Source organism: Pseudoalteromonas sp. Angola-7 (genome assembly GCF_028599255.1).
Lineage (GTDB): Bacteria > Pseudomonadota > Gammaproteobacteria > Enterobacterales > Alteromonadaceae > Pseudoalteromonas > Pseudoalteromonas atlantica.
In genome coordinates, this window is sequence record NZ_JAQREL010000014.1 from 37,230 (window position 1) to 54,453 (window position 17,224).

The window sequence follows — 17,224 nt, forward strand, 5'->3', positions numbered from 1 at the left end:
ATGAGTATCAGCAGCTTAAATTATTTATTTATAATTGGTTTGATGTTTTCTTCAGCAGTGTTTGCTAACCCTCAAACACTTATATTTTGCTATGAAGATAAAGACGTTGCACCTATGTTTTTAGGCATTGGGCAAGAGGTACCTATAGATAACCCTGGCGCCTCAATTGAAATTTTAAAGCAACTGGATGCCGACATACCCAATGTGTCTATTTCTTTTGTTAGAAAACCATGGCGCAGATGCCTAAACGATTTAGAACTTAACCGTGTTAATGCGGTTATTGCCAGCTATCGTGATGGGCGTGAACGTTTTGCTGTGTATCCTACAAACGAAAAAGGGGTGTTGCTAGAAAAATTTGCAGTGAGTCGTTTTAGTAGCTGTTTAATAGGGCGGGCTCGTTTTCATAAACAATGGCAAACGCGCGAAGTATTTCAAAATAAAGCGTTTACTATCGCCATTCCTAATGGCTATGGCTTAAACAGCGCGCTAAAAGAAGAGCCTTTTTACATCCATAATACTTTTTCAAAAGACAAAGCATTTGAATTACTTGATAAAGGAGTGGTACAGGCAAGTGTTGATTTATGCCAAGTAGATGACTTAAAAGTGTCGAGCTATCAACATAAAGGGAGCGATGTAAAACCCCTTTACCCACCTTATGAAACAACCGACGGTTATTTAATTTTTTCAAAGCAGTTTTACCAGCAAAATAGCCAGCTTAGTAAAGAGATATGGCAATGGTTAGCGCGCTTTGACAGTGCACAAATTTATATAAAATACTTGCAAGCTGTTGAGTAGTAAGAAAATCAAAGCGCTTATTAACTAAAATAGCGATATGAAATTGGTATTAATCGCATATTAAGGTAGCATAAGCGCACTTTTTATCTTAAGGCACGGCAATGGCTCAATTATACTTTTACTACTCTGCGATGAATGCGGGTAAATCAACCACCTTATTACAATCTGCGTTTAACTATCGTGAGCGCGGTATGGAGCCAGTTATTTTAACGGCTGCAATTGATAACCGCTCTGGTGTAGGAAAAGTATCGTCTCGTATCGGGCTGCAAGCTGATGCGCATATATTTGATGCGTCAAAAAATGTTTTTGAGCTGATCCAAAATCTGCAAAACGAAAAAAAGCGCCACTGTGTATTGGTTGACGAATGCCAGTTTTTGTCTAAAGAGCAAGTTATGCAGCTGACTGATGTGGTTGATGAACTTGGTATTCCGGTATTGTGTTATGGCCTGCGAAGCGACTTTAGAGGTGAGTTATTTATTGGCTCTCAGTACTTGCTAGCATGGGCCGATAAACTGGTTGAGCTTAAAACAGTGTGTCATTGCGGCCGTAAAGCCAATCATGTGTTGCGTACAGATGAAAACGGCAATGCCATTGCCGATGGTAACCAAGTAGAAATTGGCGGCAACGACCGTTATGTGTCGGTGTGCCGCAAGCACTATAAGGCTGAGCTAAATATGGGCCGCTAAGGCTCGTATAAAAGTATCTATATCATCTTTGTTTATATCAAGATGAGTGACTAGCCTAAGCTGTTTGCTTGGGCTAATTAATATGCCTTGTTGTGCTAATTGCTCGCTAATATGCGCTATATTTAACTCACTTGAATAGCGCGCATACACCATGTTGGTGGTGTTACTCATATCAACGCTAAACCCATTGAGTTCGTTAAGCTTACTTGCTAAATAACGCGCATTAGCGTGATCGTCTTTTAAGCGAGAGACGTTATTTTCAAGTGCGTATTGCCCCGCGGCTGCCAGCATTCCGGCTTGGCGCATGCCACCACCGAGTACTTTTCTCCAGCGCCGTGCTTTTGTGATAAGCGCCTTTGTGCCTAGTAATAGCGAGCCAACGGGAGCACCTAGCCCTTTTGATAAGCAAATTGAAACAGAGTCAAAGTGCTGGGTTATATCTGTAATATCAACGTTTAATTCAACCGCTGCATTAAACGCACGTGCGCCATCTAAGTGCAGAGCTAACGAGTGCTCATTTACAAAATGACGTGCTTTGGCTAAGTAGCTAAGGGGGAGTACTTTTCCGCCTATGGTGTTTTCAAGGCTAAGTAAGCGGGTGTTGGCAAAATGGCTATCGTCTGGTTTTATTGCTGCGGCAATTTTATCAAAGCAGAGGCTACCATCGGGTTCATTCTCAATCGGTTGTGGTTGAATAGAGCCTAATACTGCAGCGCCACCGCCTTCAAATTTATAGTTATGGGCATTTTGCCCGCAAATATATTCATCTCCGCGTTCGCAATGAGCCATAAGCGCAAGTAAGTTAGCTTGCGTGCCAGAGCTACAATAAAGTGCGGCTTCAAAGCTAAAACGCTCACATGCATAGGCTTCTAATTGGTTTACGCTAGGATCATCCCTGTACACATCATCGCCTACTGGCGCGCTATACATTACATCGCGCATGGCTTTTGAAGGTTTAGTAACCGTGTCTGAGCGAAAATCTATCATGGTTTTTATTCCTTTATTAAGTACTACAGGCTTTATTGTTTTTATGGGTTTAAACAAGCTCTTCAAAAATTTGTTCACGGGTGGCTTTATCAAAATAACTCCAGGCAATAAAGCGACTTACTTTTTGCCCTTGTGCCATGTCTATAATTTTATATTCGGCAATAGGGAGGGTGCTTAATTTATTTTCTAACACTTTAAGTGTTTCTTTTTTTGAAACCAAGGAAGTAAACCATATTACTTGCTCTGCAAATTGCTCACTTTGAGCAATCATATTGCTAATAAACTGTGCTTCGCCGCCCTCGCACCATAGCTCATTATTTTGCCCGCCAAAATTAAGGGTGTTTTTAGGCGATTTTCCTAAGTTTTTCCATTTGCGCTGCGACCCTTTATTGGCCTCTTCTGCGCTTGCGTGAAACGGGGGGTTACACAGGGTTAAATGAAATAAATCTTTTTTATTTATAATGTTTTCAAAAATAGATGATGCGTTTTTTTGGTGTTTTAGGGTTATTTTTAAACCATTAAATTGGGCGATTTGTTTCGCTATTTTTATAGAATTTGCATCGATGTCGCTACCAGTAAAGTGCCAGTTGTATTCATGATTACCCGTTAACGGGTAGACCAAATTGGCCCCTGTGCCAATATCGAGCACCTTAATTTGCCTGCCAGTTGGAATATTTTGTTGGTTGTCGTCGCTTAATAAGTCGGCCAAGTAATGAATGTAATCAACGCGACCAGGAATAGGAGGGCAAAGATTATGCTCAGGAATATCCCAAAAATCTATTTTATAATGCGCTTTTAAAAGCGCTTGATTAAGCGTTTTTACTGCTGTGTTATTGGTAAAATCAATGCTTTTACTCCCCGCAGGGGTGACGATGATGAAAGGGGTTAACGCATCGTGCTTATCACATAGCATGTCTAAATCGTAGCCATGTAAATGTTGGTTGCGTGGGTGGAGCTTGTTAGAGACTTGTTTTGATTTCATAGCATTAATTTAGCAATTAAATAATGGCGCAATTGTATCAAATGCCCCACTAAAAAGTGCAACCATTTACTTTAGAATTAACAGTGGTACTGGTAGGATGAGTGGCTAAAAATAATAAAGGAAAATTTGTGGCAATTACACAGCACTCACATTTTGTTCAACTAGGCAATCAGCAAACGCTACATTTACGCCGTATAGCAAACGACAAGCAAGCGGGCCCCGTGGTTTTTTTTATGCACGGCGCAGTAGAAAATGGCAAAATTTTTTATACTCATAGCAATAAAGGGTTAGCCCCTTATTTGGCTGAGCAAGGCTACTGCTGTTATGTAGCAGACCTGCGCGGGCGTGGAGAGAGCAAGCCGCTTATTTCGCCACAGGCTAAATATGGTCAAACAGAGGCAATAGTAGAAGATATCCCCGCCTTTATTAATTACATTGAACAATTTGAGGGTAAAAAGCCAGACTATTGGGTTGCTCACTCTTGGGGAGGCGTTTTAATGAATAGCGTTTTTGCACGTTTTCCTGAGTATTTAAAAGAGGTTAAAGCGTGTGCTTATTTTGGCTCTAAACGCTCTTTGTTTAACAATCACCCTAAAAAGTTACTACAAGCAAATGTAATTTGGTACTTTATGGCGCCCATATTGGCTAAAAAACAGGGATACTTAAACGCTAAAGGCTATAAGTGGGGCAGCGATAACGAATCGCAAAAGTCGCATTATCAAAGCATGCAGTGGGCTAAAAAAAGGCCATGGATAGATAGCGATGATGGTTTTGACTATGCAAAAGCCTTAGCTAAAGTGCAGGTGCCGCCTACACTACATATTGGCGCTGTAAACGATAAGGCTCTTGCGCAGCCTATTGATATTAAAAAGTTTATGGCAGAGTCCGGACCTGGAAAACAAACCCTTAAAATTTATGGCAAGCGCCATGGTCATAGTGTGGATTACGATCATATTAATATGCTTACTCACCCTCAGGCACGGGATGAACAATTTAAAGATGTTGTAAGCTGGTTTAACGAACACAGTTAGGCAATTAGGCTCATTCAAATTGTTTTAAAAGCGGTGTTTTATAGCGCTCCCAATGCGCAAGTGCCTGTGTATTAATTGGCTGCCTAATGGCTTGTTTGCTTAATGTGCTAACAGCAGCCTTACGCTTATAAAATGCTAAGCATTGCGGTTCATACTCACACCCTAAAAACGAAAATAAAGCACTTAGCTGCGACTCGGGCTCGGCAACTATTTGCTCATAATGAATATCGTATAGCGGTAATGAGGGCAGGCTGCGCCAATGATCCATTAATTTTGCATACAACGCATGGTAAAGTTTAAATTCTTTTAAATCACAAAAGTACGGCTCATTTTCGGCAAAATAGTTACTAAACACCGAAAAAGCAGTGGCATTAAAATCTCTACTTAAATTAATAAATTTAGCATTAGGGAACAGCAAGTAAATTAAGCCAATAGACTGATAGTTACTCGGTAGCTTATTAATAATGAAAGGGCGTATAGGCTGTGCTTTTTTTAATTCTTCAATATAAATATTGCGAGCTTTTGCGATTAAATCGTTACTAAGTGCGCTTAAGCATTGCGGGTAAGGGGTTTGCGTTTGCTGCTCTATAAATGCCACCACTTGGTTAGCAATACTGGTGTTTTCACCTAATGTGGCAAACTGTGAGTGGCTGGCCATCATTTGCTCAAGTAAGGTTGAGCCGCTGCGGGGCATACCAATAATAAACACGGGCGTAATAGTGCCGGTAAAAGTGTGATCGGCAGATGCAATTAGCTGTTGTGTATTATGCGTTATGATTGTTTCATAAAAAGGCACTAAGTCACTGGTTTTAAAGTGAGTAAGCTTTTTTTGAAGTTTGTTGGCAAGCACATAGTAGTTAAATGCTTGCTCTGTATCTTCTAGTTTGTCGTAGCTTTTACCTAACGCGTAGTAACACACCATTTTTAAACGCACGTTATTCGTTTGCGTTAAAAAGTGGTGCAGGTTGCTCACATAATTATGTTCTTTATTGAAACGGCCTAATTGTACTAGTTCAAATAAAATATAGGCAGTTACGGGGTATAGCCCCATACTTAGCGCATGCGCAAATGTGGTGTGTGCTTTGTCTAATTCGCCGTAGCTTAAATAATGCTGAGCTAAATAATAATGAGGCTCTGGGTTATGGCTTGCGAGGCTTTTAGCATATTCGAGTACTTTAAGCGCATCATTAGGGGAATTAACACCGTTAAATGCATCGGCAAGGGCGTGCAGTGGCTCAAGCATATGGGGTAAACGTTCGCATGCTTTTTGTAATAAGTATACCGCTGCATCAAAGCGCTCTAACCTAAGTGCTATCCTGCCTAAACCAAATAATGCTTCGCCGCTTTGCGGGTTACTATTTAAAATTGCTTTAAAATGAAACTCGGCTTCTTTAAGTTTATTTTCTTGTAATAATTGATTGGCTTTTTTAATTAGCATGATGAGGCATTATTGTTTTTTAATTAATATAAAATAAAAAAGGCGAAATGTCTTAACATTTCGCCTTGGTTTATCATGAAAAAATATTAGAAAGTATAGGTTGCTTTCGCGTAGTAGAAGCCACCGTTAATACCGTATGGAGACGTTTCGTAGTATTGGCCACCCCAGTTATTGTTAGGGATACCCGTACGGTCTTCAAAATCAAGTTTTTCAGCGTCTTGGTCGAAGATGTTTTGTGCACCTACCGAGAAGCTAATAGACTCATTTAAGAAGTACGTTATTTCAGCGTCAATGGTCACGGCTGCATCAGCTGTTTTTGCTGTTGCATCGTAATCTACGTGAACACCTTGGTATTCGCCGTAGTAATTAGCACGGGTAAACATTGAAAAAGATTCCCACTGCTGTGCCCAAGTAAGCGTTGCACGGTGGTTAGGTAAATCTTCTTCTAAACGCTTAACTTTAAACTCACCGGTAATGTCGCTGAACTTAGTTACCTCAGTTTCATTCCAGTTGTAAGCAAGGCTAAATGTAGAGCTTCCGCCTAGCATGTCAGCTGTGTAGTTTGCTACTAAGTCAATACCTTGCGTTGTTGTATCAAAGTCATTTGTGAAAAAGCTTACTTGTGCATAGCTTTGCGCATTTGGTACGCCTGCTGCTTCTAACGTGTCTTTATCATCTTGGCTAAGTACAATTTTTTCAGATTGGCTGATACGGTCATCAACTTCAATGTTGTAGTAATCAAGTGTTACAAATAAATCCCCAATAGTGTAAACCGCACCTAGTGTGTAGCTTTGCGATTCTTCTGGCTCAAGCTCTGTACCACCTAATTGCACTGCAATTGGGTTTGTTGGTGGTAATAATGCAGAATCTTGTAATACACCATCACTTAAGTTGGTTTGTACGTTACTTACGTTAGCTTGGCCAACAGTAGGGGCACGGAAACCTGTGCTTACTGAGCCACGAATATTTAGATCTTCAGTTACGTGGTACTGCGCCATTACTTTGTAGTTTGTTGTTGTACCAAAGCTGTCGTAATCTTCAAAACGTACCGCAAGGCCCATTAAGAATTCTTCTGTAAATGGTGCTTCAATATCTACATAAGCTGCGTAGTTACGGCGTGTATATTCGCCTGCATCAGAAGGTTTGAAACCAGGGAAACCATTAGAGCCAATACCAAAACCTTGCTCTGTTAAAGGACCTGCAGTGAATGATGCTTCATCACCCGAAATTACAGTAAATGTTTCTTCGTGCCATTCTAAACCACCGGCAATATTTACATCGTACGCTAGGTCAAAATCAAAGCCTTTAGAAAGGTCAAAGTTAAAGTTTTTCTCTAGTTGCTCATATTTACCTGGGCTAAAATCACGTGGGCTGTCTGCACCTAACGACGCATTAACCGTGTCGTAAATAAAGTAGCGAGATTCGTTTAAACCCACCGTACCACTTAAATCGTAAAATGCATCTTTAAGGAAACCACCCGTAAACATACCCTTTGTACCAATAGTTAAAGAGGTATCTGTGATGTTGCCACCAAAGTTAGGTGTAAAACCACCAGGAATGGTTTCGTTAAATGCAAAACAATCAGGGTTATTAGCAACACCGCTAATGTAGTCTGGGTTATCTAGTACGTTGTCATCAATTGCGATAGTTGGACAGTTACCGCTCATGTCTTCTGTTAAATCGGCAACAAGTAGTGTTTCACCGCCGTCATTTGAGTATACACCTGGGCGAGTATGCGGGTTACGGTAGTAAAAACCACCACGTACGTCACGCTCAGAGTAGTTACCAAACATATAAAATTCTGAGTCGTTTGTTAGTTCTAAACCAAAGTTACCAAAAATTGAAATGTCGTCATCAACCTCTGGGGCACCCCAAACTTGCGCAAGCGAAGACACTTCTGGTACACCTGCAGCAGAAAGTGCGGCTGCATCAGGGCGTTGCTCTGAGCGACTTGTTGCATCTGCTGTTTTATATTGAAAACTTAAGTTAGCAAAACCGTTGTCTGTAAATGGTAGGCCTACGTTACCCGATATCTGTGTTGTATCACCGTCGCCTTCGTAGTATTGACCATGGCGTACTTCAAATTTACCGCCTTCAGAGGCATCTTTAAGTTGGAAGTTCATTACACCTGCGATTGCATCTGAGCCGTATTGTGCTGCTGCGCCATCACGTAGTACTTCTACTTGCTTAAGTGCAATGCTAGGAATAACTGAAATATCAGCGCCTTGTGCACCATCGTTAATACCACCACCTAAAAATGCAATAACAGAAGCACGGTGACGGCGTTTACCGTTTAAAAGGATTAATGTGCTGTCTGAAGGTAAGCCACGTAAGTTAGCTGGGCGTACTAGTGATGCAGCATCACTGATTGGGTTTTGGTGAACATTAAAAGAAGGAACAGAGCCTTTAAGTAGCTCTAGCATGTCTGTGTTACCAGACTTTTCTAGCTCTTCACCGCCAATAATATCAATAGGAACCGGTGAATCACCAATAGAGCGTGGCGCTGAGCGAGTACCCACTACGGCAATTTTTTCAACGTTTTTATTAACTTTAGTTTCACTTTCTTCTGCTGCAACAGCAGAACCTGAAATAAACAAACCTGCGGTGGTTGTTGTTGCTAATGCAAATTTAATTGCTTGATTTAGCGCGTTGCTTTTAAGTTTCATTCTAATTTTCCCCAGTTAGAATATATTTTGTACGTAATGCAGTAATTAACATTACTTATTTATAATTTTGGACGTATTCACATGGGGATAAAGAGTCAACCTACTCGACTTCTTAAAGCTAAAAGCCCACCTCATGTGAAGTCCTATGTACAGACTATACATAAAAAACTTTCAGGGCAATTAATAATTAACTCTTTAATAACAAAAAGTTCAAAATAAAATATATTTGCAACAATGGTGCAGTATGTAACTAATTTGAACTAATAAAGTGCGGTTTTATCGCTTTTTCGAAGATTTAATGCGCGAAGTGGGTGGGTGGATGTTATCAACTTGTTTCTTTTTGTGAGGCAGGTGGTGTGTTTTGCGCTTGCCAGTCACGATATTTTTGTCTGTATTCGTCCCACACGCAAGGGCTACAGCTACCTCCGCCGCAGCATTCATCAGGCTGTGGTTTTTGGGGTTTGAGGAGTACTATTATTTGTTTGTTTTGCATAAAAATGAGCTTGTGAGCACTGTTATGGTGCAAAAGAGTAAAGTATAGGGCGTATTAAGTAAATTATTCTTGTGTAAAACCCTTTATGTGTGAAAATAAAGGGTATGCGATTATATAAAGTTATTCACCGTGCGCCTTGGCGGGTAGTTAAAATTAGTAAAAAGCGCCAACAGCTTCGCTTTCGTCGTGCAATGGTGGCGCTAAAAATTGCTCTTGCGCAAGAAAGGCAAGAAACCATAGAAATGCTCACCATTTATAGGCGTTACACGCAAGGGCAAACCAGCAAAGAAGAGTTAAAGCGTGCTAATGAGCAGTTTGTAGATATTTTAAAAGGGCTTGGCTTAGGTGTATTTGCCGTACTGCCGTTTGCCCCTATTACTATTCCATTGGTTGTAAAGCTAGGCAGAATGGTAGGTGTAGATGTATTGCCCAGCTCGTTTAACATTAATAAACCAGTTAAAGAGCTAGACGCCGAAATAGTTAAAGAGGATTTAAAACAACACACTAAAGCGCCTAATAAAGAATAAATCTGGCTAAAATTAGCTATACCTTTTAGCCGGTCTTATTGGTATGCTTTGAGCTACCATTTTTTATTATATGAGCTTTTCAATGAGTGCATTACTTCGTCATACTTCTTCTGGTATTCCTTTATCTTTTATTCTTAAAAACGAGTTAACTGACTGGCAATCACAACAACCGGCTTTTATCCAAACATGGTTAACAAATAGCGGCTTTGAAAAGCAAGGTTTAGCGCTTGTGCCTGACGCGCAAACCGGTGAGCTAAGCCACGTTTATTGTTTATTACAAAGCCAAAATGATTTTTGGGCCGCAGGCGAGCTTGCCAATAAATTACCGCTGGGCACGTATCAAATTCAAGGCGATGATGCCTTTATAGAGCAAGTCGCGCTTGGTTTTGTGTTAGGCGGCTATGAATTTAGTGAATATAAAGAAAAACCAACTGCCAAAGCACAATTAGCCATTGCCGATGAAGCGCTGTATCAGCGTATTAAGCAACAAGCCGATGCCATTTATTTAGCGCGTGATTTAGTAAACACACCTGCGGTAGATATGATGCCGCAGCATTTATCGCAAGTAATGGAAGATTTAGCCAATAATTACAACGGTGAATTTACCCAGTGGATTGGCGATGAGCTACTTGAGCAAAATTACCCAACAATACACATGGTCGGGCGCGCGAGCGAAAATAAACCGCGTTTACTTGATTTAAAATGGGGCGATGAAAACGCACCACTTATTACCTTAGTCGGTAAAGGGGTATGTTTTGACTCTGGCGGGCTTGATTTAAAACCAAGCTCGGGCATGCGTAACATGAAAAAAGACATGGGCGGGGCCGCGCATGTTATTGCTTTAGCGCAGCTAATTATGGCGGCTAATTTACCAATTAGACTGCGTGTTTTAGTGCCTGCGGTTGAAAATGCGGTATCGCGAAATGCATTTCGCCCAGGTGATGTAATTAAAACGCGTAAAGGCATTATGGTAGAAATAGACAATACCGACGCAGAAGGGCGTTTAGTATTGTGTGATGCGCTTAGCGAGGCACAAAACGATAACCCTGAGCTAATTATTGACTTTGCGACCCTTACCGGTGCTTGTCGTGTTGCTTTAGGTACTGAGCTGCCGGGCTTTTTCTCAACAGAGCGCGATGTAGCAAATGGTATTATTGATGCCGGTATGGATGTAAGCGACCCAGTATGGCAATTGCCTTTATTTGATCAGTACAAAAGCTTTTTAAAGAGCGATGTAGCCGATATGGCAAACTGTGCCAGCACACCATTTGGTGGTGCAATTACCGCGGCGCTTTATTTAAAAGAGTTTGTAGAGCCAACCACACCCTGGGTACATTTTGATGTAATGGCGTGGAATTTACGTGCATTACCTGGTCGCCCAACTGGCGGCGAAGCGTTAGGTATTCGTGCGGTATTTAATTACTTGCAAAGCCGCTTTAAATAAACCTTGTTATACGAGGGTTATACCTCGTATAACTCAAGCGGTAAGTTATCTGGATCGGCAAAAAAGGTGAATTTTTTGCCGGTTATTTCATCCACTCTTATCTCTTCCACTATTATATTTTGTGACTCTAAATACTGCTTAGCTTGGGCAACGTTTTTAACTTTAAATGCTAAATGCCTCAAGCCTTGCGCTTCTGGGTAGCTTGGTCTTACAGGTGCTCCATCAAACGAAAATAACTCTATTTGGCTGCCATCAGGCATCGCTAAATCTAATTTATACGAATTACGCGCGGCCCTAAAATGCTCGTTAATAACTTTAAGTTTAAGTACGTTACTATAAAAGTGCTTAGAGCGGGCGTAGTCACTGCAAATAACAGCAGCATGATGAATGCCTAATAGTTCCATGTAGTTAGTTCCATGTAGTTAGCTCCATGAGTTTGTTCTCCTAAAAACAAAAACGCACTAAAAAGTGCGTTTAATTTTTATGTGCTTTAAAAACGTTTAGCTAGGCTCAGCGTCTTTGCAGGCTTTAACTGCGGGGGCTACAAGCTCAAGGCCGGTTAGCTCACACGGTGGCAAAGTTGCATCACTTACTTTAATCGGCGTTACACGCTCGCCCCATTTTATATAGCTTGCTGCCCACGTTAAACCTGCGCCAAACGCTGCCGACATAATATTTGAATGCGGCTTAATTAAGCCTTGCTCTACGGCTTCGCATAACGCAATAGCAATCGTCGCGGCTGAGGTATTACCGTAGTCAGCAATGTTTACCATTACTTTTTCATCCGGCACTTTTAAACGATGCTGAATTGCTTGAATAATACGTAAATTAGCTTGGTGTGGCACTAATACGTTAATGTCATCAAGGCTTAGGTTGGCTTGCGTTAATACATCATCACACGCTTCGCTCATACCTTTAACGGCACGTTTGAATATTTCACGGCCTTCAAATAGTAAGTCTGATGGGCCAATTGGCTCATATTTATTTAAATCACTACCAAAGTTGGTGATATGCAAAATGTCTCTGTCTTCGCTGTCGCAACCGGTTTTAGTACCTAGCAGGCCTGCGGGTGTGTCTGCGGCTTCTAGTACTACTGCGCCTGCGCCATCACCAAATAATACAGCGCTGTCACGGCGTGCCCAGTTTACATACCAGGTCATGCGCTCTGCAGCAATAACCACGGCCTTTTTAATCATACCCGCCTGAATTTGAGCGGTAGCTGCCTGGAGAGCATATAAAAAACCAGAACACGCAGCATTGGTATCCATAGCTGCAGCGCCGGTCGCACCAATGTTTTTTTGTATTAAAGAGGCGGTATTGGCCACCACAGTAGAAGGGGTACAAGTCGCTAAAATAACTAAATCGATATCTTTTGCGTCAATCCCTGCACAATCGATGGCGTGCTTTGCGGCAACGGTTGCAAGTTCTGCAGTGCTAACATGGCTAACCCTACGAGATTTAATACCAGTACGTGTGGTGATCCACTCATCGTTGGTATCAACTATTTCGCTAATTTCATCGTTGCTAATGCTTGCTGGTGGAATACATTTACCCCAACCAGTAATATGTGCGTAGGCCATAGTGTGTTCTCTTAAAAAGGTGGTCTGACGTGTATTGCTAATGGGTGAGTTATATCAAAAATTGCCCTTTAAGAGAAGTTATTAACCTGTTTTGTCTCGTAAATAATAGTAATTGTGGGCAATTTAACGTAAAGCTTGTTTAAAGAGTAAGCAAGTATTAAAACTATACGTAGCGATGTGTTAAACAGCATATAATTGAATAGTGCATGATTTTGCAGCTTCACTTAAACGTAAGTGGCTTGCGTTTATGGCACTGCGTTCAAGCCGTTAGCTTGAGTGAATTAAAGTAAGCCGATATTATTAATTACTGCCCGTTTAACGTATAAACACAAACACGTGGCAATTGCATACATAATAAGGAAGCCCATGAGCAATAAAATAAAAGTGTCGTTGTTTAATCAGTTGATTGAGGCCGAACGACAGTTGCTCGACCCCGATGTTCGTCAATCAAGCCATGCATTAAATGCCTTACTTGATGATGAATTTATTGAAATTGCAGCTAATGGCACCGTATTTGATAAGCAGCACGTACTCACACGTTTACCTACCGAGGTTGTTCCGCAGTTTTATAATCAGCACTTTAAAGGGCGAATGCTTAGCGATGATGTCGCGCAAATTAGTTACCAAGCGGCTTATAGGCGCTCAGCCCGAAGTGAGTTTAATTACTCCTTACGTATGTCGCTTTGGCGTAAAAGTAATGAACAATGGAAAATGGTGTTTCATCAAGGGACCCCGTGCGCGCTGTTTACTATATCAATGGATGAAGATTAACTTTTTTAACGTATTAAATTTTATAGGTACATCACACCTTGTTTATGCAAACCGACCCGACCATTAGCCGCCTTTTAATGCTGCGAAGTGCTGCTATTGCTGTGCAGTTAATTGCTGTACTGAGCGTGTATTTTTTATTAGAACACCAAATAGCGTTACTCCCTTTATTAGTGGTAATAGCTATAGAGGCGATATTTCAATTAGTAAGCGTATTCGCCTATCGAAATGTTAGCCAAGCGCGCCCTATAGGGATGTTAATGCAGCTCACTGCGGATGTCCTGTTTTTAACTATTTTGCTCTCATTAAGTGGCGGCGCAACCAATGCGTTTGTATCGCTATTATTACTACCTATCATGATTGCAGCGGTCACCCTTCGTGAAAAAGGACTCGCTTATATAGCGGTTCTTGCTATTGCCGCCTATAGCTTTTTATTAATTAGAATGCCCGATCACAGTATGCATCAAATGAATATGAGCGGGCATTTTATAGGCATGTGGGTTAACTTTGTTTTAAGTGCAAGCGTTATCGCTTTGGTTATTGGCGCTATGAGTAGAGCATTAAAGGAGCGAGAGCGCACAATAGCTAAAGCTCGCGAGCAGCAATTGCGCAACGAGCAACTGGTAACCCTAGATGGCGCAGCTGCGCAAATAACCCATCAACTAGCCAGTCCTATCGCTAACTTACAATTACTATTTGAAGAGCTTTTAGAAGATCAGCCAAATAACCCTGTCGTTGTGCAAATGCAAACGCCGCTTAAGCAATGTGCTAGGCAATTAAATGACTTTAGAAAGCTCTCTGCTCAGCTTCGCAATAAAAATACCACCGAGCACATTACAGTAAAGCAGCTACAAACGCAGATCATCGATACATTATTACTGCAATACCCTGATCAGCACATTAATTGGTTAAGTGAGCCAATAGCAGTCACCTTAAAAAGTGATGCAATGCTATTGCCCGCCATACTTAATTTGCTACAAAATGCATGCATTGCTAATCAAAAAAATAACCAAACCCAGTTGGAGCTAAGCTGGCAGCAAGATAATCAACACAGTGAAAGTATATATTTGCTAATTCGTGATTTTGGTAGCGGTTTTAGCCAATCACAATTAACAGAGCTTGGCGGGCAACTTATGCCTAGCAGCCAAGGTATGGGGCTTGCGGTTTTACTTTCTAATGTAACGTTTGAGCGACTAAACGGCTCGTTAACTTTGTATAATCATGCTGGTGGCGGGGCAGTGGCTAAAGTAAAATTAGCCATAGCAAATAATGAGCAACCACTTACATGAAATTACTGATAATTGAAGACGATATAAACCTTGCCAGTACACTTGCTCGGCGTTTAACAAAGCAAGGCTTTAGTTGTGAAGTTGCGCATAACCAAAGTGATGCATTACTCAGTGCACATAAACACTTACCAGATTTTATTTTGCTTGATATGAAACTAGGTGACGATAACGGCCTTGCCTTAATTAAGCCACTTCGCAGCTTATTACCGCAGGCGTATATTGTATTATTAACAGGGTTTGCAAGCATAGCCACCGCTGTAGAGGCCATGCGTTTAGGCGCTAACGACTACCTTACTAAACCCGTTGATATGGCCACGCTATTAAAGGCCCTAAACGCAGATTTAAATACACAAAATGTTAGTGATGTTGCCACACCCGTTATGTCACCAGAGCGTTTAGAGTGGGAGCATATTCAGCAAGTGCTACATAGTAATAACGGTAATGTGTCGGCCACTGCGCGGCAACTCAATATGCATAGGCGCACATTGCAGCGTAAGTTACAAAAAAAGCCGGTTCAGCAGTAACTGCTTAAGGGGTATAAAATGAGTGATGATGCGGCTACATTAATGCGTAATCAAAAAATTATATTATTCGATGCACAGTGCAAATTATGTAGTGCGTGGTGTAATTTTATAATTAGGGCCTGTTTATCTTTCGAGGTTAAATTTGCAGCAGCCTGTTTGGTAATTAGGCAAGACAGAGCCTATGTAGTGTGGTTGTTCCCCATAAATAGGCGATAACGTAGCATAAATGCCAAACAGGCGCTGCCCGAAGGGGTTCTGCCTAGGGGTCATTTACTCTTTGTTGCTCGGTTTTTACTTAGCCCACTAGGTTACAAACCTCGCGCCGCGATTAAATGGCCCCTAGATTGAACAAATTTTAATCCTGAAAGGTCAACAGGCCCTAGTAATGATGCCACTGCCATTTTTAAAACTGTGCAGCGTGCAATCCCCAAAAGGTGCACTGTTATTAACTCACTTTGGTTTTTCAACCACACAATACGCTTCACTGGTTTACCTACAAAACGGCAAAGCGTACACGCAAAGCCATGCTTTTTTTGAAGTGGTTAAGCAGCTAGGTTACCCCTACAAACTAGCCACTGTATTTAGTGTTTTACCCAACACCTTTAATAATTGGCTATACGATAAAATTGCTTTAAACCGGTATACCTTATTTGGCAAATATCAGTATTGCAGAATACCCAACCCAGAGGACGCAAAACATTATTTATAATTGGCTAAGTTAACTTAGCTATAAGTAGATGCTAGGTTTAGGTGGCTGTGCTAAAATCGCCGCGTTTTAAATTATCAGGGCTTTGAAATGGCAAGTACAGCGCACGCACTCCACATATTGGTTAAACACAAAGAAATAGCAGAAGACATTATTAAGCAATTAGGTAAAGGTGCCAAATTTCAAACCTTAGCTAAAAAATACTCGTCGTGCCCATCAGGTAAAAAAGGCGGTGACCTTGGCGAATTTAGACGCGGGCAAATGGTTCCGCAGTTTGACAAAATAGCCTTTAATGGCGCAATTTTAGAGCCACATTTAGTTAAAACTAAATTTGGCTGGCATGTAATTAAAGTGCTTTATCGTACTTAATAAGCTCGCTGAAAAATAGTAAAAAGGCTGCACACTGCAGCCTTTTTAGTATTCAGTTTTTTTATTTAACAAACATCCAGATACCCGCAGCAATCATAAACAGGTTTTCGGTCAGAGAGACAAATCCCAGCGGTACATTACTATCTCCGCCAACACAGGCACATTTAAGCTCGCGTTTGTCTATGTAAACAGCCTTAATCACCGACACGGCGCCAACACCCCCAATAAATAAAGAAATTGGTGCAACAATATAAGCTGAAAGCCCTGCAATCATGCCAATACTTACAAATGCTTCTAAAAATGGATACACATAAGCATATCTCACTACTTTCATCGCAAATAAATCATAGGTTATAAAAGAATTACTAAAGCTGTATAAGTCGCGTAATTTTTGAATAGCCAGTACGCCCATTGTTAACGCGACAAACAGCATAACTGTATGCATAGAAAAAAGTGCAAAGCCAGTCGAGTAGCTAAATGCAAAGGCAAGCAATAAGGTAACAGCAAAAATGGCCGTTACGGGAGTATAAGTAGTACCTTGTTGACCAGGCTCCGATTTATTAAAGTAAGCGCGCAGGTCGTCATACCCGCCAATGCGTTCGTTATCGATAAATGTTTGTGGTGTGGTATCAACATTGTACTTTTGTTGAAATGCATCGGTTTCTTCGCGCGAAGTCAGCGGCTTATCATCTACCTTATAGCCCTTTCGCTTAAGTAAATCTTTTGATTTGAGTCCAAATGGGCAAATATGCTCATTAGTTACCATTCTGTATAATGTTGCTGACTTAGCCATGCTTGCTCCTTATGCGTATTTAGTTACTCGTTAGCCCTTAAGTAATAGTGAGTGAATGGCGGTATGAAAGAAGTTAATGGCACCTTGTAATATTTACGTGGCATTTGATATAAAATAGCGCGCAGCACACTCATTAAGAACACAAA

General features: G+C 41.1%; 17 protein-coding genes and 2 pseudogenes. 11 read left to right on the forward strand and 8 right to left on the reverse strand.

Features of this window, described 5'->3' with window-relative positions:
- The first annotated feature begins 42 nt into the window (after window positions 1-42).
- Window positions 43-795 (forward strand): amino acid ABC transporter substrate-binding protein, encoded by a 753-nt coding sequence (locus PSH50_RS16490; protein ID WP_235207504.1) that lies wholly within the window; start codon window positions 43-45, stop codon window positions 793-795.
- Between the two features lie 101 nt (window positions 796-896).
- Window positions 897-1,481: a thymidine kinase gene (locus PSH50_RS16495; RefSeq protein WP_004588785.1), complete on the forward strand. Its 585-nt coding sequence runs from the start codon at window positions 897-899 to the stop codon at window positions 1,479-1,481.
- On the opposite strand, the gene ltaE is transcribed toward PSH50_RS16495, so the two are convergent.
- Window positions 1,464-2,468, reverse strand: coding sequence for a low-specificity L-threonine aldolase (gene ltaE / locus PSH50_RS16500; RefSeq protein ID WP_273586275.1), 1,005 nt, complete (start codon window positions 2,466-2,468; stop codon window positions 1,464-1,466). The genes PSH50_RS16495 and ltaE overlap by 18 nt on opposite strands.
- Before the next feature lie 49 nt (window positions 2,469-2,517).
- The gene (rlmF, locus tag PSH50_RS16505) at window positions 2,518-3,450 is read right to left on the reverse strand and encodes a 23S rRNA (adenine(1618)-N(6))-methyltransferase RlmF (RefSeq protein ID WP_273586276.1); all 933 of its coding nucleotides are present in this window, start codon (window positions 3,448-3,450) and stop codon (window positions 2,518-2,520) included.
- Between the two features lie 128 nt (window positions 3,451-3,578).
- Here rlmF and PSH50_RS16510 point away from each other — a divergent pair, with 128 nt between their 5' ends.
- The gene (locus PSH50_RS16510; protein ID WP_054981806.1) at window positions 3,579-4,481 is read left to right on the forward strand and encodes an alpha/beta fold hydrolase; all 903 of its coding nucleotides are present in this window, start codon (window positions 3,579-3,581) and stop codon (window positions 4,479-4,481) included.
- Between the two features lie 10 nt (window positions 4,482-4,491).
- On the opposite strand, the gene PSH50_RS16515 is transcribed toward PSH50_RS16510, so the two are convergent.
- The 3 genes from PSH50_RS16515 to PSH50_RS16525 all read right to left on the reverse strand — a co-directional run bounded on the left by PSH50_RS16515 (window position 4,492) and on the right by PSH50_RS16525 (window position 9,078).
- On the reverse strand, window positions 4,492-5,919 hold the full coding sequence (locus tag PSH50_RS16515; RefSeq protein ID WP_273586277.1) for a tetratricopeptide repeat-containing sulfotransferase family protein: 1,428 nt from the start codon (window positions 5,917-5,919) through the stop codon (window positions 4,492-4,494).
- A gap of 86 nt (window positions 5,920-6,005) precedes the next feature.
- Window positions 6,006-8,585, reverse strand: a complete 2,580-nt coding sequence (locus tag PSH50_RS16520; RefSeq protein WP_004588780.1) for a TonB-dependent siderophore receptor — start codon at window positions 8,583-8,585, stop codon at window positions 6,006-6,008.
- Between the two features lie 325 nt (window positions 8,586-8,910).
- A complete protein-coding gene (locus tag PSH50_RS16525) occupies window positions 8,911-9,078 on the reverse strand; it encodes an oxidoreductase-like domain-containing protein (protein WP_004588779.1) in 168 nt (55 codons plus the stop codon).
- A gap of 104 nt (window positions 9,079-9,182) precedes the next feature.
- On the opposite strand from PSH50_RS16525, the gene PSH50_RS16530 reads away from it, so the two are divergent.
- Window positions 9,183-9,605, forward strand: a complete 423-nt coding sequence (locus PSH50_RS16530; RefSeq protein ID WP_024031949.1) for a hypothetical protein — start codon at window positions 9,183-9,185, stop codon at window positions 9,603-9,605.
- An 82-nt stretch (window positions 9,606-9,687) separates the two neighbouring features.
- Window positions 9,688-11,049, forward strand: a complete 1,362-nt coding sequence (locus PSH50_RS16535; protein WP_054981809.1) for a M17 family metallopeptidase — start codon at window positions 9,688-9,690, stop codon at window positions 11,047-11,049.
- A 17-nt stretch (window positions 11,050-11,066) separates the two neighbouring features.
- Here PSH50_RS16535 and PSH50_RS16540 read toward each other — a convergent pair whose 3' ends face one another.
- Window positions 11,067-11,453: a VOC family protein gene (locus PSH50_RS16540; protein WP_273609844.1), complete on the reverse strand. Its 387-nt coding sequence runs from the start codon at window positions 11,451-11,453 to the stop codon at window positions 11,067-11,069.
- A gap of 96 nt (window positions 11,454-11,549) precedes the next feature.
- Window positions 11,550-12,629, reverse strand: coding sequence for a ketoacyl-ACP synthase III (locus PSH50_RS16545; RefSeq protein ID WP_138579147.1), 1,080 nt, complete (start codon window positions 12,627-12,629; stop codon window positions 11,550-11,552).
- Window positions 12,630-12,995: 366 nt separating this feature from the next.
- Between PSH50_RS16545 and PSH50_RS16550 the strand changes: the two genes are divergently transcribed.
- The 6 genes and pseudogenes from PSH50_RS16550 to PSH50_RS16575 all read left to right on the forward strand — a co-directional run bounded on the left by PSH50_RS16550 (window position 12,996) and on the right by PSH50_RS16575 (window position 16,285).
- Window positions 12,996-13,400 (forward strand): DUF4440 domain-containing protein, encoded by a 405-nt coding sequence (locus PSH50_RS16550; protein WP_054981811.1) that lies wholly within the window; start codon window positions 12,996-12,998, stop codon window positions 13,398-13,400.
- 44 nt (window positions 13,401-13,444) lie between these two features.
- Window positions 13,445-14,686, forward strand: a complete 1,242-nt coding sequence (locus PSH50_RS16555; RefSeq protein WP_273586430.1) for an ATP-binding protein — start codon at window positions 13,445-13,447, stop codon at window positions 14,684-14,686.
- Window positions 14,683-15,210 (forward strand): response regulator transcription factor, encoded by a 528-nt coding sequence (locus PSH50_RS16560; RefSeq protein ID WP_029771697.1) that lies wholly within the window; start codon window positions 14,683-14,685, stop codon window positions 15,208-15,210. Before PSH50_RS16555 ends, PSH50_RS16560 begins: the two co-directional genes overlap by 4 nt.
- Window positions 15,211-15,228: 18 nt before the next feature.
- Window positions 15,229-15,324: pseudogene (locus tag PSH50_RS16565) on the forward strand (thiol-disulfide oxidoreductase); the annotation flags it as partial.
- A gap of 292 nt (window positions 15,325-15,616) precedes the next feature.
- Window positions 15,617-15,919 (forward strand): annotated as a pseudogene (locus tag PSH50_RS16570) (thiol-disulfide oxidoreductase DCC family protein); the annotation flags it as partial.
- Between the two features lie 87 nt (window positions 15,920-16,006).
- Window positions 16,007-16,285, forward strand: coding sequence for a peptidylprolyl isomerase (locus PSH50_RS16575; protein WP_004588770.1), 279 nt, complete (start codon window positions 16,007-16,009; stop codon window positions 16,283-16,285).
- A 61-nt stretch (window positions 16,286-16,346) separates the two neighbouring features.
- Here PSH50_RS16575 and PSH50_RS16580 read toward each other — a convergent pair whose 3' ends face one another.
- Entirely contained in the window at window positions 16,347-17,078 is a 732-nt protein-coding gene (locus PSH50_RS16580; protein WP_273586279.1) for a MauE/DoxX family redox-associated membrane protein, read from the reverse strand.
- Window positions 17,079-17,224: the final 146 nt, after the last annotated feature.

What these genes read in the sequence shown, in the direction of transcription:
- PSH50_RS16490 (WP_235207504.1), top strand. Translation starts at nt 43, where the DNA reads ATGTTTTCTTCAGCAGTGTTTGCTAACCCTCAAACACTTATATTTTGC.
- PSH50_RS16495 (WP_004588785.1), top strand. Translation starts at nt 897, where the DNA reads ATGGCTCAATTATACTTTTACTACTCTGCGATGAATGCGGGTAAATCA.
- ltaE (WP_273586275.1), bottom strand. Translation starts at nt 2,468, where the DNA reads ATGATAGATTTTCGCTCAGACACGGTTACTAAACCTTCAAAAGCCATG.
- rlmF (WP_273586276.1), bottom strand. Translation starts at nt 3,450, where the DNA reads ATGAAATCAAAACAAGTCTCTAACAAGCTCCACCCACGCAACCAACAT.
- PSH50_RS16515 (WP_273586277.1), bottom strand. Translation starts at nt 5,919, where the DNA reads ATGCTAATTAAAAAAGCCAATCAATTATTACAAGAAAATAAACTTAAA.
- PSH50_RS16520 (WP_004588780.1), bottom strand. Translation starts at nt 8,585, where the DNA reads ATGAAACTTAAAAGCAACGCGCTAAATCAAGCAATTAAATTTGCATTA.
- PSH50_RS16525 (WP_004588779.1), bottom strand. Translation starts at nt 9,078, where the DNA reads ATGCAAAACAAACAAATAATAGTACTCCTCAAACCCCAAAAACCACAG.
- PSH50_RS16530 (WP_024031949.1), top strand. Translation starts at nt 9,183, where the DNA reads ATGCGATTATATAAAGTTATTCACCGTGCGCCTTGGCGGGTAGTTAAA.
- PSH50_RS16535 (WP_054981809.1), top strand. Translation starts at nt 9,688, where the DNA reads ATGAGTGCATTACTTCGTCATACTTCTTCTGGTATTCCTTTATCTTTT.
- PSH50_RS16540 (WP_273609844.1), bottom strand. Translation starts at nt 11,453, where the DNA reads ATGGAACTATTAGGCATTCATCATGCTGCTGTTATTTGCAGTGACTAC.
- PSH50_RS16545 (WP_138579147.1), bottom strand. Translation starts at nt 12,629, where the DNA reads ATGGCCTACGCACATATTACTGGTTGGGGTAAATGTATTCCACCAGCA.
- PSH50_RS16550 (WP_054981811.1), top strand. Translation starts at nt 12,996, where the DNA reads ATGAGCAATAAAATAAAAGTGTCGTTGTTTAATCAGTTGATTGAGGCC.
- PSH50_RS16555 (WP_273586430.1), top strand. Translation starts at nt 13,445, where the DNA reads ATGCAAACCGACCCGACCATTAGCCGCCTTTTAATGCTGCGAAGTGCT.
- PSH50_RS16560 (WP_029771697.1), top strand. Translation starts at nt 14,683, where the DNA reads ATGAAATTACTGATAATTGAAGACGATATAAACCTTGCCAGTACACTT.
- PSH50_RS16575 (WP_004588770.1), top strand. Translation starts at nt 16,007, where the DNA reads ATGGCAAGTACAGCGCACGCACTCCACATATTGGTTAAACACAAAGAA.
- PSH50_RS16580 (WP_273586279.1), bottom strand. Translation starts at nt 17,078, where the DNA reads ATGGCTAAGTCAGCAACATTATACAGAATGGTAACTAATGAGCATATT.